At 68.3% G+C, this 15,260-nt stretch carries 16 protein-coding genes; 1 reads left to right on the forward strand and 15 read right to left on the reverse strand.

Annotated elements, in window-relative coordinates:
- Window positions 1–6: 6 nt before the first annotated feature.
- Complete coding sequence (gene murA / locus ACFY1H_RS48400; RefSeq protein ID WP_366587569.1) at window positions 7–1,281, reverse strand: UDP-N-acetylglucosamine 1-carboxyvinyltransferase; 1,275 nt, start codon at window positions 1,279–1,281, stop codon at window positions 7–9.
- A 61-nt stretch (window positions 1,282–1,342) separates the two neighbouring features.
- Here murA and ACFY1H_RS48405 point away from each other — a divergent pair, with 61 nt between their 5' ends.
- Entirely contained in the window at window positions 1,343–1,909 is a 567-nt protein-coding gene (locus ACFY1H_RS48405) for a cob(I)yrinic acid a,c-diamide adenosyltransferase (protein WP_360594672.1), read from the forward strand.
- Here ACFY1H_RS48405 and ACFY1H_RS48410 read toward each other — a convergent pair whose 3' ends face one another.
- From ACFY1H_RS48410 to ACFY1H_RS48475, 14 genes are all read right to left on the reverse strand, one after another.
- Window positions 1,910–2,344, reverse strand: coding sequence for a DUF2550 domain-containing protein (locus tag ACFY1H_RS48410; RefSeq protein WP_220243810.1), 435 nt, complete (start codon window positions 2,342–2,344; stop codon window positions 1,910–1,912). It lies immediately after the preceding gene.
- Between the two features lie 25 nt (window positions 2,345–2,369).
- Window positions 2,370–2,735, reverse strand: coding sequence for a F0F1 ATP synthase subunit epsilon (locus tag ACFY1H_RS48415; protein ID WP_366587566.1), 366 nt, complete (start codon window positions 2,733–2,735; stop codon window positions 2,370–2,372).
- Between the two features lie 114 nt (window positions 2,736–2,849).
- Window positions 2,850–4,277 (reverse strand): F0F1 ATP synthase subunit beta, encoded by a 1,428-nt coding sequence (gene atpD / locus ACFY1H_RS48420; protein ID WP_360594667.1) that lies wholly within the window; start codon window positions 4,275–4,277, stop codon window positions 2,850–2,852.
- The gene (locus ACFY1H_RS48425; protein WP_366587564.1) at window positions 4,277–5,212 is read right to left on the reverse strand and encodes a F0F1 ATP synthase subunit gamma; all 936 of its coding nucleotides are present in this window, start codon (window positions 5,210–5,212) and stop codon (window positions 4,277–4,279) included. Before ACFY1H_RS48425 ends, atpD begins: the two co-directional genes overlap by 1 nt.
- A gap of 11 nt (window positions 5,213–5,223) precedes the next feature.
- The gene (gene atpA, locus ACFY1H_RS48430; protein WP_366587561.1) at window positions 5,224–6,861 is read right to left on the reverse strand and encodes a F0F1 ATP synthase subunit alpha; all 1,638 of its coding nucleotides are present in this window, start codon (window positions 6,859–6,861) and stop codon (window positions 5,224–5,226) included.
- A gap of 62 nt (window positions 6,862–6,923) precedes the next feature.
- The gene (locus ACFY1H_RS48435; RefSeq protein WP_366587559.1) at window positions 6,924–7,748 is read right to left on the reverse strand and encodes a F0F1 ATP synthase subunit delta; all 825 of its coding nucleotides are present in this window, start codon (window positions 7,746–7,748) and stop codon (window positions 6,924–6,926) included.
- 7 nt (window positions 7,749–7,755) lie between these two features.
- Complete coding sequence (locus ACFY1H_RS48440; RefSeq protein WP_366587557.1) at window positions 7,756–8,304, reverse strand: F0F1 ATP synthase subunit B; 549 nt, start codon at window positions 8,302–8,304, stop codon at window positions 7,756–7,758.
- Window positions 8,305–8,344: 40 nt separating this feature from the next.
- Complete coding sequence (locus ACFY1H_RS48445; protein ID WP_366587555.1) at window positions 8,345–8,599, reverse strand: ATP F0F1 synthase subunit C; 255 nt, start codon at window positions 8,597–8,599, stop codon at window positions 8,345–8,347.
- 58 nt (window positions 8,600–8,657) lie between these two features.
- Window positions 8,658–9,455, reverse strand: a complete 798-nt coding sequence (gene atpB / locus ACFY1H_RS48450; RefSeq protein ID WP_366587552.1) for a F0F1 ATP synthase subunit A — start codon at window positions 9,453–9,455, stop codon at window positions 8,658–8,660.
- A gap of 522 nt (window positions 9,456–9,977) precedes the next feature.
- The gene (locus ACFY1H_RS48455) at window positions 9,978–10,454 is read right to left on the reverse strand and encodes a hypothetical protein (protein WP_386956634.1); all 477 of its coding nucleotides are present in this window, start codon (window positions 10,452–10,454) and stop codon (window positions 9,978–9,980) included.
- Between the two features lie 192 nt (window positions 10,455–10,646).
- Window positions 10,647–11,015 (reverse strand): hypothetical protein, encoded by a 369-nt coding sequence (locus ACFY1H_RS48460; RefSeq protein WP_386956635.1) that lies wholly within the window; start codon window positions 11,013–11,015, stop codon window positions 10,647–10,649.
- 213 nt (window positions 11,016–11,228) lie between these two features.
- Window positions 11,229–12,386, reverse strand: a complete 1,158-nt coding sequence (locus ACFY1H_RS48465; protein ID WP_364056465.1) for an MraY family glycosyltransferase — start codon at window positions 12,384–12,386, stop codon at window positions 11,229–11,231.
- 107 nt (window positions 12,387–12,493) lie between these two features.
- The gene (locus ACFY1H_RS48470) at window positions 12,494–13,144 is read right to left on the reverse strand and encodes an L-threonylcarbamoyladenylate synthase (RefSeq protein WP_366587546.1); all 651 of its coding nucleotides are present in this window, start codon (window positions 13,142–13,144) and stop codon (window positions 12,494–12,496) included.
- A 64-nt stretch (window positions 13,145–13,208) separates the two neighbouring features.
- A complete protein-coding gene (locus ACFY1H_RS48475) occupies window positions 13,209–15,215 on the reverse strand; it encodes a M6 family metalloprotease domain-containing protein (protein WP_386956636.1) in 2,007 nt (668 codons plus the stop codon).
- Between the last annotated feature and the right edge of the window lie 45 nt (window positions 15,216–15,260).

Here is a 15,260-nt window from a genome sequence, read left to right on the forward strand (position 1 = left end):
AGCTCACTAGGCGCGCTCAGGCTCCCCCGTCACGCGCTCGATGCGCGCGCCGAGGCGGTTGAGGTTCTCGACGAAGTGCGGGTAACCGCGGTCGATGTGGAAGACGTCCCAGACCTCGGTGACGCCCTCAGCGCACAGACCGGCGAGCACGAGCCCGGCGCCGGCGCGGATGTCGGAGGCCCAGACCGGCGCGCTGGAGAGCTGCTCGACCCCGCGGACCACGGCGTGGTGGCCGTCGGTGCGGGCGTCGCCGGAAAGCCGGATCATCTCTTCGATGAAGCGGAACCGGGCCTCGTAGACGTTCTCCGTGATCATCGACGTGCCCTCGGACACGGCCGACAGCGCGACCGCGAACGGCTGCAGGTCCGTGGCGAAACCGGGGTACGGCAGCGTCACCCAGTCGACCGCCTTAGGCCGCTCGGGCTGCACGACGCGGAAGCCTTTCTCGTCGAACGTGGTCACGTCCGCGCCGGCGAGCCGCAGCTTGTCCAGCACCAGGTCGAGGTGGTGCGGGTTGACGCCGCGCACGGTCAGGTCGCCCCGCGTCATCGCCGCGGCGAACGCCCAGGTGGCACCGACGATCCGGTCGCCGATCACGCGGTGCTCGGTCGGGCGCAGCTGCTCCACCCCGTGCACGGTCAGCGTCGACGTGCCGGCGCCCTCGATCTTCGCGCCCATCTCGGTGAGCATCGTGCAGATGTCGGCGATCTCCGGCTCGCGCGCCGCGTTGTCGATCACCGTCGTGCCCTCGGCCAGCACCGCGGCCATCAGGATGTTCTCGGTGGCGCCGACGCTCGGGAAGTCGAGCCAGATCTGGGCGCCGACGAGGGATTCCGCGTTCGCGACCACGCAGCCGTGCTCGATGGTGCTGGTGGCGCCCAGCTTGCGCAGGCCGTTCTGGTGCATGTCCAGCGGCCGCGAGCCGATCGCGTCACCGCCGGGCAGCGCGACGACGGCCTTCTTGAGCCGCCCGACCAGCGGTCCCAGCACGCAGACGGACGCACGCAGCTTGCCCATCGCCGCCGAGTCCGCGCGGTGCGACAGCTCGGCCGGCGTGGTGATGCGCGCCGTGTCGCCGTTGATCTCCACCTCGCAGCCGACGCTGCGCAGGACGTCGCCCATCAGGGGCACGTCGAGGATCTGCGGGCAGTTCGTGATGGTGGTGGTGCCCTCGGCCAGCAGGGCCGCGGCCATCAGCTTCAGCACGCTGTTCTTGGCTCCGACCACGTCGACCTCGCCGACCAGCCGTGCCCCGCCGTGCACGTCGAAGTGCTCGCTCATGGCCGCCAATCATGCCCTCTCGCCCAGTTTCGGCACACGCGGGGCCGGTAGAGTCGGGCACATGGTCGTTCGCATCAACCGCGTCTACACGAAGGTCGGCGACAGCGGCACCACAGCGCTGGGCGACGGCTCGCGGATCCCCAAAACCTCGCCCCGCCTGGGCGCTTACGCCGACACCGACGAGGCCAACTCCGTCATCGGGCTGGCCATCGCGATGGGTTCCCTGAGCGACGAAATCGCCACGGTGCTGCGGCGCGTGCAGAACGACCTGTTCGACGTCGGCGCGGACCTCTGCCTGCCGATCCAGGAAAATCCCCCGTACGAGCCACTGCGCATCACCGAGGCCTACCTCGAGCGCGTGGAGGGCTGGTGCGACGAGTTCAACGAGCGGCTGCCGAAGCTCACGTCGTTCATCCTGCCGGGCGGAACGCCGGGCGCGGCCTACCTGCACCAGGCGCGCACGGTCACGCGGCGCGCGGAGCGCTCGGCGTGGGCGCTCGTCGAGGCGGAGCCGGACACCACGAACCCGATCGCCGTGAAGTACCTCAACCGGCTGTCCGACCTGCTGTTCATCCTCGGCCGGCTCGCCAACCCGGACGGCGACGTGCTGTGGAAGCCGGGCGGCTGATCAGGACGCGTGCGGCAGCATTCGTCCCGGCGGAGCCGACTCCAGCCAGGACAGGAACCCGGTGAGCGCGCCGGGCCCCATCGCGATCTCGATCGCCTCCTGCGTGGGCGACTCACACCGCAGGACCGTGGATCCCTCGGGCACCGCGTACGCCTCTGTGCCGGACGGGTCCCGCCGGTCGGCGATCTGCATGCTCTCGCGCTGGAACACGCGGTCCGGGCCGCTGCGCAGGCTCCAGACGCGGTACCAGACGAACTCGTCGCCCTCGTAGCGCCCGAGCCCGAGGTGCCAGCTGGCACGCGGGTTGTCCGGACGCCACCGCAGCGCGACGCTCACGCCACCGCCGCGGCGCATCCGGATCCACCGCTGGCCGTACCAGGCCGCCAGCACGGCGAGCACGATCAGGAGCCCCAGCACCACGATGGCGATCTTCACGGCCCGGCTCCTGCTCGTCGCTCGATCAGACTGACTGACCGGCCGCGCGGAGCTGGGCTGTTGCCCTCGTGCGCTCCGCCTCGTCGTCCGCCGTCAGCGCCGCCTTGGCCGCGTCGACGTCGATCTCGTCGGAAAGCTCGGCGCTCTCGGCGAGCACGCTCACCCCGGTGGCCGTGACCGACAGGAAACCACCGTGCACCGCGGCGGTGAGGATCTCGCCGTCGGTCGTGTTCACCTTGACCACACCACCCTCGACGAGCTGGCCCAGCACCGGCTCGTGGCCGGGCATGATGCCGATCTCGCCCTCGGTGGTCTGCGCCACCACGAAGGTGGCGGTACCCGACCAGAGCCGGCGCTCCACGGCCACCAGCTCCACGGACATCTCAGCCACGTAGCACTCCTTCGCTCGGGGTGTCACCACCGAGTGTAATAGGTCCGGCTTCGGTTACGAGAACGGCGGGGGCGGGTGTCCACAGTGGACCCAGCCCCCGCCGCGCTCAGGAGATCACTTCTTGGTGATTTCCTTGTACTTCTTCTCGAGGTCCTCGAGGCCACCGATACCCAGGAACGCCTGCTCCGGGTAGTGGTCGAAGTCGCCCTTCGAGATGCGGTCGAACGACTCGATCGTCTCCGACAGCGGCACGGTCGAGCCCGGGATCTGCGTGAACGCCTCGGCGACCAGCATGTTCTGCGACAGGAACCGCTCGATGCGGCGCGCGCGCTGAACGGTGAGCTTGTCCTCTTCCGAGAGCTCGTCCATACCGAGGATCGCGATGATGTCCTGCAGTTCCTTGTACTTCTGCAGGATCCGGATGACCTCGGAGGCGACGCGGTAGTGGTCCTCGCCGACGATGGCCGGGTCGAGGATCGTCGACGTCGACGCCAGCGGGTCCACCGCCGGGAAGATGCCCTTCTGGAACACCGACCGCGAAAGCTCGGTGGTGGCGTCCAGGTGGGCGAACGTCGTCGCCGGGGCCGGGTCGGTGTAGTCGTCCGCGGGGACGTAGATCGCCTGCATCGAGGTGATCGAGCGACCACGCGTCGAGGTGATCCGCTCCTGCAGCTGACCCATCTCGTCGGCCAGCGTCGGCTGGTAACCCACGGCCGAAGGCATGCGGCCCAGCAGGGTCGACACCTCGGAACCGGCCTGGGTGAACCGGAAGATGTTGTCGATGAACAGCAGCACGTCCTGGTTCTGCACGTCGCGGAAGTACTCCGCCATCGTCAGCGCGGACAGGGCGACGCGCATACGCGTGCCCGGCGGCTCGTCCATCTGGCCGAAGACGAGGGCGGTGTCGTTGATGACGCCGTCCTCGGACATCTCCAGGAAGAGGTCGTTGCCCTCACGGGTGCGCTCGCCGACACCGGCGAACACCGAGGTACCACCGAAGTTCCGGGCGACGCGGGTGATCATCTCCTTGATGAGCACCGTCTTGCCCACGCCGGCACCGCCGAACAGGCCGATCTTGCCACCCTGCACGTACGGGGTCAGCAGGTCGACGACCTTGAGGCCGGTCTCCAGCATCTCCGTCTTGCCCTCGAGCTGGTCGAAGGGCGGCGGGTTGCGGTGGATGCCCCAGCGCTCGAGGTCCTCGCCGTAGCCGGGCTCGTCGAGGCACTCGCCGAGGGCGTTGTAGACGTGACCCTTGACCTTGTCGCCCACCGGCACCGTGATGGGACCACCGGTGTTGGTGACCTCGGCACCGCGGACGAGACCGTCCTGCGGCTGCAGCGAAATCGTGCGGACGAGGTTGTCACCGAGGTGGCTGGCGACCTCGAGAGTCACGGTCTTGCGCAGCTGCTCGAACTCGATGTCGACCTTGAGCGCGTTGAACTGGTCGGGGACGGAACCGCGCGGGAACTCGACGTCGACGACCGGCCCGGTCACCGAGACGATGCGCCCCTTGGCGCGCGGGGCTTCAGTACTGGTCATCAGTCATCACTTCCTGCTGCGGTGAGCGCGTTCGCGCCACCGACGATTTCGGAGATCTCCTGGGTGATCTGCGCCTGGCGGGCCTGGTTCGCCTCCCGCGTCAGCGTGTTCACCAGGTCGTTCGCATTGTCCGACGCGGCCTTCATCGCGGTGCGGCGGGCTGCCAGTTCGGACGCGGCCGACTCCAGCAGCGCCGAGTACAGGCGCGTGTTGATGTACTTCGGCAGCAACGCGCCCAGCAGCTTGTCGGCGCTCGGCTCGAACTCGTAGCTGGGGAGCAGCTCGCCGGCGGGCTTCTGCTCCTCACCCTCGGTGTACTCGACCTCGAGCGGGGCGACCCGCTTGGCGATCGGGCGCTGCGTCAGCATCGAGACGAACTCGGTGTAGACGACGTGGATCTCGTCGACCCCGGCGAGCGCGCCCGGCGCACCCGCTTCGGTGCCGGCGAGGAACGACTCCACCAGCGTCTCCGCCGCCGCGACCGCGTCGGTGTACGCCGGCTGGTCGGAGAAGCCCGTCCAGCTGTCGACGACCTCGCGGCCCCGGAACCGGTAGTAGTTCAGGCCCTTGTTGCCGGTGACGTAGACCTCGGGCTCCTTGCCCTCCTCACGGAGCAGGGCGAGGAGTTCCTCGGTCGCCTTCAGCACGTTGGTGTTGTACCCACCGCACTGGCCCTTGTCGCTGGTGACGACGAGGACCGCGGCCCGCTTCGGGTTGGGGCGCTCGACCAGGAGCGGGTGGTCGAGGTTCGCCGCCGCACCGGCCAGCGCCGAGAGCACCTTGGTGATCTCGTCCGCGTACGGCCGGGAAGCGGCGACCTTCGCGCGCGCCTTCGTGATGCGCGCGGTGGCGATGAGCTCCATCGCCTTCGTGATCTTGCCGATCGACTTGGTCGCCTTGATGCGCGACCGAAGTTCCCGGAGTTGTGCGGCCATGAGCTATCAGCTCACTTCTTCGGGGCGGGCTTGTTGACCTTGACGGTCTCCTGCCCGACCTTGTCGGCGTCCATCGCGTCGGCGTTCGACTCCAGGGGCTTGCCCTCGGAGGTGGTGAACTCCTTCTTGAACTCGTTCACCGCGGCCACGAGCGCGTCACGCGTGTCGTCCTCGAACTTGCCGCTGTCGCGGATCGCACCGAGGACCTCGGTGTGCTTGCGGCGGGCCGAGTCCAGGAACTCCTGGTTGAAGCGGCGCACGTCCTCGGTCGGGACCGAGTCGTAGTGGCCGTTGGTGCCCAGCCACACGGTGCAGACCTGCTCCTCGACCGGGATCGGCGAGTACTGCGGCTGCTTGAGCACCTCGTACAGGCGGGCACCACGCTCGAGCTGCGCCTTCGAGGCGTCGTCGAGGTCCGAGGCGAAGGCGGCGAACGCCTCCAGCTCGCGGTACTGCGACAGGTCGATGCGGAGCGAGCCGGAGACCGACTTCATCGCCTTGACCTGCGCGGCACCACCCACGCGGGACACCGAGATACCCACGTCGATGGCCGGGCGCTGACCGGCGTTGAACAGGTCCGACTGGAAGAAGCACTGACCGTCGGTGATCGAGATGACGTTCGTCGGGATGTAGGCCGACACGTCGTTGGCCTTCGTCTCGATGATCGGCAGGCCGGTCAGCGAGCCGGCACCCAGCTCGTCCGACAGCTTGGCGCACCGCTCGAGGAGACGGGAGTGCAAGTAGAAGACGTCGCCGGGGAACGCCTCGCGGCCCGGCGGGCGGCGCAGCAGCAGCGAGATCGCGCGGTAGGCGTCGGCCTGCTTGGTCAGGTCGTCGAACACGATCAGGACGTGCTTGCCCTCGTACATCCAGTGCTGGCCGATGGCCGAGCCGGTGTAGGGGGCGATCCACTTGAAGCCGGCCGAGTCGGAAGCCGGAGCGGCGACGATGGTCGTGTACTCCATCGCGCCCGCGTCCTCGAGCGACTTCTTGACCGACGCGATCGTGGAGCCCTTCTGGCCGATCGCGACGTAGATGCAGCGGACCTGCTGCTTCGGGTCGCCGGTCTCCCAGTTGGCCTTCTGGTTGATGATCGTGTCCACGGCGACGGCGGTCTTGCCCGTCTTGCGGTCACCGATGATCAGCTGGCGCTGGCCGCGGCCGATCGGCGTCATCGCGTCGATGGCGGTGATGCCGGTCTGCAGCGGCTCGGACACCGGCTGGCGCTCGACCACCGAGGCGGCCTTGAGCTCCAGCGGACGCCGGGTCGTGGTCTCGATCTCGCCGAGCCCGTCGATGGGCGCGCCCAGCGGGTCGACGACCCGGCCGAGGTAGCCGTCGCCGACCGGCACGGACAGGACCTGGCCGGTCCGCTTGACCTGCTGGCCCTCTTCGATCGTCTCGAAGTCGCCGAGGATGGCCGCACCGATCGAACGGGCGTCCAGGTTCAGCGCCACACCGAGGACGCCGCCCGGGAACTCGAGCAGCTCGTTGGCCATGGCCGAGGGGAGTCCCTCGACGTGGGCGATACCGTCACCGGCGTCGGCGACCACGCCGACCTCTTCCCGGTTCACATCCGGGGCGTAACTCGAGACGTAGTTCTCGATCGCACTGCGGATCTCGTCCGAGGAGATCGTCAGCTCCGCCATTTCGTTCCCGCTCTCGCTTCTGTTCTGTCCAGTGTGCAAAGTCTGTGGTGCGGGCGCACCCGTCAGGCGCGGCTCAGCCTGCGGCGGACCGCCGCCAGCTGGCCGGCCGTGCTGCCGTCGATGACCTCGTCGCCGACGCGGACGACGAGCCCGCCGCCCAGCCGGGGGTCCACCTCGACGTGCAGCGCGAGGGTCCGCCCGTAGATGCCGTTGAGCTTCGACCCGAGCTGGGTCCGCTGCTCTTCGGTGAGAGCGTTGGCGCTGGTCACGTACGCGACCGAGCGCTCACGCCGTTCCGCGGCCAGCGCGACCAGCTTGTCGAGCCCGTTGCCGACCCCGCGCCCCTTGGCGCGGCGCACGACCTGCTCGACCAGGGTCTCGGTGACCACGTCGACCTTGTCCGCGAACAGCCCGCGGACCAGGGTCCGCTTGGCGTCGGCGGGAGCGGCCAGGTCGGACAGCGCGGCCTCGAGCTCCGAGGAGCCCGAGACGATCCGCGCGACCTGGAACAGCTGGGACTCGACGGTCTCGACGTTCCCGGTCTTCTCGGCGGAGGTGAGCAGCGCCGAGCGGCCGAGGGACTCGATCCCGTCCACCAGCTCGCGAGGGCTTGACCAGCGGCTGCCCGCCACGGCGTCGAGCACCTTCAGGGCCGGCTCGCTCAGCTTCCCGTCGAACAGCCGGCGGACGAGGCCCTGGCGGCTCTCCGGGCTGGCCGAAGCGTCGCTGACCGCCCGGCGCAGGCCGATTTCGCGGTCAAGGAGGTCGACGACCGAGAGCAGCTCGTCCCCGACCGTCGCGGGGTCGGTACCCGCGTCGGCCAGAACCTCGCCGAGACGGGTCTCGGCGAGGTCGAGCGCTTCACGGCTCGCAGCATGCAGCGTCATCTCTGGTCTACTTCCCCGCTCCGTTGGTGGCGGTCTCCAGTTCCGACAGGAACCGGTCGACGGTGCCGCGGCGGCGCACCTCGTCCTCGAGCGACTCGCCGACGATGCGGCTCGCCAGCTCCACCGCGTTGCGGCCCATGTCGGCCCGCAGCTCGGCGATGATCTGCGCCTTCTGGGCCTGCAGCTGGGCCTGCCCCTGCGCGACGATCCGCTGGGACTCCGACTCGGCCTCGGCCCGCAGCTCCGCCTTGATCTGCTCGGCTTCGAGCCGCGCGTCGTCGCGGATCTTCGCGGCCTCGGACCGGGCCTCGGCCAGCTGCGCCTTGTACTCGGCCAGCGCTTCTTCGGCTTCGGCCTGGGCCTTCTCGGCCTTCTCGATGCCGCCTTCGATCTTCTGCGCCCGCTCCTCGTACGCAGTCTCGAAACGCGGGACGACGTACTTCTTGAGGATGAACAGCAGGATCAGGAAGGCGACGATGCCGAGGATCAGCTCCGGGATGTCCGGGATGATCGGGTTGGAGCCCTCGGCTGCCAACACCAACTCAGTCTTCAGCACAGCGTCTCCTTTGGATGAGAGATGAGCAGTTCACTCAGCTCTAGGCGGAGGCGATGAAGTAGATGACGATACCGATCAGGGCGAGCACCTCGGTGAGCACGAAGGTCGAGAAGCCGATGCCCTGCAGCTTGCCCTGGGCCTCCGGCTGACGCGCGGTGCCGTTGATGACCGCGGCGAAGATCAGGCCGATACCGATGCCCGGGCCGATCGCGCCCAGGCCGTAGCCGATTGCGGCGAGGCCCTTGTTGAGGTTCACGGTCTCGGCGGCGGCCTGGGCCAGAACGATGTTGCTCACGTGCGTTTCCCTTCACTTCGGTCCGCGCACTCACGCGGATCGGGGGCTTGTGTGTTTCTCAGTGCTCCGACGCCAGCGCGGCGCCGATGTACCCGGCCGACAGCAGGGCGAAGATGTAGGCCTGCAGCACCTGGATGAAGGCCTCGAGGAAAGTCATCAGGATTGCCAGGACCCAGCCCAGGATCGACACCGGCTTGAGCGCCCAGCTCGAGGTCTCCGTGAGCAGGAAGGTGCCGCCCAGGGTGAACACGATGATGATCAGGTGGCCGGCGAACATCGCGGCGAAAACACGGATGGCCAGCGTGAGCGGCGTGATGAAGAACTTCTGAAAGAACTCGATCAGGCCGTAGAGCGGAAGCACGAACTTCGGGATCCCGGCCGGCGTCAACTGGTTCTTCAGGTACCCGCCGAGGCCGAACTTCTTGATGCCCACGTAGTGGTAGACCGGGTAGACCACCAGCAGCGACATGGCGAGCGGGAAGCCGATCCGCGCCATGGTCGGGAACTGGAAGAACGGAATGATCCCGAAGAGGTTGTTCAGCAAGATGAAGGTGAACAACGCGAGAACCAACGGGATGAACGGCTTGAACTCTTTCGAGCCGATCTGCTGCCGCGTGATGTTGTTGCGGCTGAAGTCATAGAGGGACTCTGCGATGAACTGGCCCTTGGTGGGCACGATCTTCAGCTTGCGCGAAGCCACCAAGAAGTAGCTGGCGACGATGACCACAGCGATGATCACCAGCAGCTTCGGTTTGTTCAAGCCCCAATCGCCAGACCCCAAAAACGGCGGCAGCTCGAAGGCATCAGTACCAGGGGGCGTGAAAGTCGCACCCTCGGTCAGTACCAGCGCGATCACTGCGCTCCTCCCGGTTCTCCCGGCCGGCGTTCACTCCGCCGGGGGAATCGTCACGATCTGGACTTAACGTACCCGATGCACACGAGCACGCTGGAGGCGGCCGGACCCACCGCGCAGTGAATGATTCTCATGCCCTGCACAGAGGTTGGCTCGCAAGAGCACTGCCCTGCAATCCACTTCGGACCAGCGGGCTGAGGAGGCGGAACCACCGGGCGCCACACTGCTGGTCGCGGTTCGTTTGAGGGAGTGCGCGGGCGAGGCCGCCACCCTTGACGCGGACCCTACCAGCAGGTCAATCGGTGCCGTACACGCGTACTTCATACCAACCGATCAGCTCAGGACTTAGGTCCCGAGTCCATCCGGGACCCAAGTCCGGGACGCGCGCGACCGGTTTCACGACACCACAGGTGGAGGCCTTGCCCGATCGCGGCGAGCACCCGGAAGTCGGACTATGTGTTTCAGGTCACACCCGGTTGCCGCAGCGCGCTCTCACTACGAGTAGCCGAGGGTCCCCAGCACCGGTCAGGACGGGAGGATCGTCGGGATCTTGGTCTTGCGGAAGGCCGCGAACTCGGCCGCGGCGGACAGCAGGATGGCCACGATCATGGTGAGTCCCAGCGACAACGGGTGCAGCGCGGTCACGCCCTTCAGCAGCGAAAGCGCCGCGAACAACACCACGACCTTCACGACGTACCCACCGAGCGCGATGACCATGACGAACATCGGGTCCTGGCCCGCGCTGAAGCGCATCAGCCCCAGCGTCGACAGCATCGCCAGCATCGCGAGCGCCGCGCCGACCAGCGACCCCAGGAATCCGTGCAGGCCGAACACGATGCTGAACACCACGATGCACACGAGCAACGCCGGCGGCGTGACCAGCAGTGAAGCCCTCGTCATCGCGCGAGCAGCCTGCAGCACCACCTTGGCGTGCGGGTTCTCCGTCGCTTCGGTCGAGGTTTCGGTTTCGCTCACAGCTGGGCTCCCTACTCGGTTCGGCATCGAGTGTAGAGAACCTGGTGGAGGGCTTCCTGAACCCCCGGCTCGCGGCTTGGTCGCGCATACAGCTGCCCGAGTTCGCGCAAGCGCGAACCCGGGCAGCGGAATTCATTTCGACGACCGGATGATCCGTCACGGAATTGGCAGGTAGCTATTCACCCGATCAGCCTGGCGGTACATTTTGTGGAAAGCGATTCACGCAGGCCACGTTTGACCCGGATTGGTGCACGTCTGACCGTTCCAGTCCAAGCTGTACGTGGTGGTGACACTGACCTTGACCGTCTGGCCCGGGCCGACACACGCAATGGTGTTGTTGACGAGTACGAAGCGGGCCAGAACTTGGACCGACCGACCGTCGTTCGTGCAGTGGTGATAATACCGGCTCCAGTCCGCCCCGGTCGCCCCACAGCCGTGACCGGCAGATGAGGTCCAGTTGACGGCACCGCCATCGATCCTCGCAGGTCCCTGTACCGTCGACGTGGCGGCGGAGCTGACGCCGGGAACAGCCGTCATCATCGCGCCGGCAGCAAGCAGACCCAGCGCAGCCTTGGACATCGTCTTCATTTCGATTTCCCCTCCCCATTCGACAACCGAAATGAGGCGAAAAGAGCAGAACCAAAACACGCCGAAGGCGCCAATAAACGCCTGCGGACTCCCCAGTCCCCCTCTAACCCCTCACATCGAAGGTTAGCCGCCGAAAGTGATCATGGTCAACACTTCGCGGGCTTTCACCCGATCGAGGAGTCATTCCTGAAAAGCGAAGCCAATTCGCGAAATTCAGCCCGCGGAACGGTGCCGCGCCCTCAACCGGGGCACCAGGGACACCAGTACGGCCACCACGAGACCCGCCCCGATGACCCAGAACACGGCCGTGTCGTCGAACAACGTCACCGACACGGCGCCGAAGGCCAGGATGCCGGCCCACAAGTAGATGAGCAGGACGGCGCGGCGCTGGGAGTGGCCGATCTCGAGCAGGCGGTGGTGGAGGTGCATCTTGTCGGCCGCGAACGGGCTTTCGCCGCGGCGGGTGCGGCGGATGACGGCCATCACGAGGTCCAGGACGGGCACGAAGAGCACCGCCACGACCACGACCAACGGCGACAGCAGGGCGAGCGCGTCGGAAGCCGAGAAGCGCGTGTAGCTGACGCGGCCGCTCGCGGACGTGGTCGCGCCGGCGAGCATGAGGCCGATCATCATGGAGCCGGAGTCGCCCATGAAGATCTTGGCAGGTTGGAAGTTGTACGGCAGGAAGCCCAGACACGCGCCGGCCAGCGTCGCGGCGATCAGGGCGGGTGGGTAGGTGCCGAAGTCGCCGCCGGTGCTGTCGAGCAGGCCGAGGGAGAAGGCGCAGGTGGCCGTCGCGGCGATGAAGCCGAGGCCGCCGGCGAGGCCGTCGAGGCCGTCGACGAAGTTCATCGCGTTGACCATCACCACGACCATCACGACGGTCAGCAGCGCGCCCTGGTTCTTGTCCAGCACGAGAACCGAGCCGAACGAGTCGCCGGTGCCGCCCCACGGCACCCAGAACGACACCCACTGCACGCCGAACAGCACGAGGATCCCGGCGCACATCACCTGGCCGGCGAGCTTCGTCCACGCGTCGAGCTCGAACCGGTCGTCCAGTGCGCCGATGAGGGAGATGACGCCGGCCGCAAGCAGCACGCCGACGGAGTCGAGCGAGGCGTCGAACCCGTGGCTCAGCGCGGGCAGCTGGTGCGCCAGGCCCATCGCCGCGGCCACGCCCAGGTAGATGCCGACACCGCCCATGCGCGGAATCGGTGTCACGTGGACGTCGCGGGCGCGCGGGTTGGCGATCGCGCCGATGCGGATCGCGACGCGGCGGACGACGCCGGTGAGCAGATAGGTCACCGCCGTCGCGGTCAGCGCGACGAGGAGGTACTCCCGGATGGGGAGAAGTCCTTGCACAGGGGGCATGACCGCGTCACGCCTGCCGGGGGGTCCGAGTCACCGCGTCACGCTACCGCGACCGGGTGTCACGCCGTTCAACGGAGCCTCCCGTCCGCGGGGCCACTGTGGACCGCTCAGGCGAGCGACTCGACGGGCACGCCCATGACCTCGGCGATCGCCGCGCGCGTGACCGCGCCTTCGCGCAGCACCACCGGATTCTCACCCGTGAGGTCCACGATCGACGACGCCACAGCCTCGCCGCTCGAACCGCCGTCGAGGTACACCGACACCGAGTCGCCCAGCTGGTCCTGCGCCTCGGCCGCGGTGGACGCCGGCGGGCGGCCGGAGACGTTGGCGCTCGACACGGCCATCGGGCCGACGTCGCGCAGCAGCTCCAGCGCCACGGGGTGCAGCGGCATCCGCAGCATCACCGTGCCGCGCGACTGCCCGAGGTCCCACTGCAGGCTCGGCGCGTGCGGGAGCACGATCGACAGGTCGCCCGGCCAGAACGCCTCCACGAGCGCCCGTGCCTGCGGCGGCAGGCCGAGCACCAGACCATCCACTGTGGACCACGAACCGACGAGCACGCCCACGGGCATGTCCGGGCCGCGGTTCTTCGCACGCAGCAACGCCTGCACGGCGCCCGCGTCGAAGGCGTCGGCACCGATGCCGTAGACGGTGTCGGTCGGCAGGACCACCAGCCGGCTCGACCTCACCGCCGACGCCGCGGCGGCCAGCCCTTCGGCCCGGGATTCGCGCTTGCTGCAGTCGTACACCGCACTCATGCCGCGAAGCCTAGCCCTCGTCCCCGGCACCCGAATGCGGTGGTCAGGTGCCGGGGACGCGGGGTCAGAACCCGATGGCCGTGCAGGTGGTGGTGCTCGTCTTCGCGGGATCGCTCACCGATGTGGCCGTGAGCTTGACCCGCGCCGTGTACGGCGCGCCAGGTGCCCGTTTCGCGTAGGCGGCGATCTGGGCGGTCTGCCCGAACTTCGCCGTCGCCAGCTCGTTGGGCAGCCGGACCTCCCAGCCCTTCGCGTCGGTACTCGCGCTCAGCCGGTAGGTGTCGCTGTCGTACGGTGCCTTCGCCCCGCGCGCGGAGCCGGTGTTGAGCAACCGGAAGTCGCACGTGGCGAGCCCGCCCTCGGTGAAGGCGGGCAGCGCCGGCCACAGGTGCGCACCGCGCGCCTGCGGGCCCGAACCGTCGAGCGAGGCGACGGTGACCGTGTACGACAGCACACCGCGGCGGTCCCGTGCGAGGTCGGTGACCAGGAAGTGCAGCCGGTTGGCCTCGTCGGTGTACTCGTACGCGCCCGAGGCGCCCGTGCCGGCCTTGAACGCCGCGTCGTTGAGCTGCCGGTAGTCGCCGACGGTGATCTTCACCGGCGTGCCGTCCGGCTTCACGTAGTCGGTGAGACCGATGTCCTGCGGGTTCGCGTCGACGACCCACTCGAACGGCGCCGCGTCGCGGTTCTTCGTCTTGGTCAGCAGCACGCCGGAGTCGGGCAGGAACGAGTCCGCGCCCATCCGGTCGACGACCTCGAGCGTGTAGTTGTCGTAGCCGCCACCGTCGCACAGCGGGTCGGTGTTGCGGTCGCACTTGGGCGACTTGTCGCCGCCCGGCAGCGCGATGTTCAGCCCCGTGTACGCACCCGGTTCCGGAGCTGACTCCCGCGCGGTGATCCGAGCCGTGACAGGGCCGGTCTCGGCGAGCTGGTCGCGGTCGAGCTGCAGCACGTCGGCCGGGTCGACGATGCCGAGCTTGACCTTGTTGCGCAGCATGTGGTGCGCGCCCATCGAGCCGCCGTCGGTCGCCGGGATCTGCCAGCGCGTGTGCGGGCCGCCGGGGCCGTTGAAGCTGCCGCGCGACAGCATTTCCCACGGGCCGCTGTAGTCACGCTGGCGCGGCACGCTGAACGGGTTGTTGTAGTTGTCGCCGATGCCCAGGATGTGGCTGAACTCGTGGGCGTAGGTGCCCTGACCGGACGATTCGGCCTGCGTGGACGAACCGCTCTGCGCGTTGGGCCAGATGCTCGACGCCGAGGCCCACGACGTCCACGGGACGTAGCGCGTGTCGGCCCAGTTGGGCAGGGTCTCGTCGCCGGGCGGGCCGAACTCGTCCGGCACCGCGTCCTGGGTGCCGAACTTCATCTCGCCGAACTCCTGCCACGTCGAGCTCTCGTCCTGGCCCGCGGAGAGGAAGAAGACGAAGTCGAACTGGTCGGCCAGCGCACCGACGTCGGCCTTCCACGCGGCGCGCGCGTCGGTTCGCAGGTCGCGGTCGCACGTCGAGCCCTGCGGGCACGCGTTGTCCTGGAACTCCATGCCGTACTCGAAGGACTTGCCCGGCATGCGGTAGGGCCCGAACGCGGTGAGGTCCACACCGAACCGGCCGCCGGAGTCCTCCATCCAGTACTCGTTGATGGTGTGGCCGTGGTTGAGGGTTTCCGGCTTGTTGAGGAAGTCCTGGTAGTACTGCGCCACGTCCTCGCGGGCGAGGTTGCCGGCCGACGGGCCGGGGTTGCCGAACACGGTCGAGTGCGGCGGCTTCGTGACCACGAAGTCCTCGTCCGGGTAGTCCGCGAGCACGACGGCGCCCTTGAACGTGCGCTCGGTGGGTTCGAGCGACGGGTCGGCCCAGTTCGTACCGGGGACCTTGCGGTAGTCGTTCCACGTCATGGCCGCTTGGTCGACCCAGTGCGCCGAGTCGAGCGGCGCGGGCCAGCCGCGGGTGAACGTGTCGGCGTTCGCCGTGCCGGCGGTCAGCCCGGGCAGCAACGCGACGGCCGCGACCACCGCGGCCACCTTGGAGACGCGCCTCGTCGTGCGCCGGGCAGGGATCCAGGAGGGTCTCATCCACACTCCCCTTCACGATCGGGCCGCCCCGGGGCGGGCGGGCCC

Source organism: Amycolatopsis sp. NPDC001319 (genome assembly GCF_042896185.1).
Taxonomy (GTDB): domain Bacteria; phylum Actinomycetota; class Actinomycetes; order Mycobacteriales; family Pseudonocardiaceae; genus Amycolatopsis.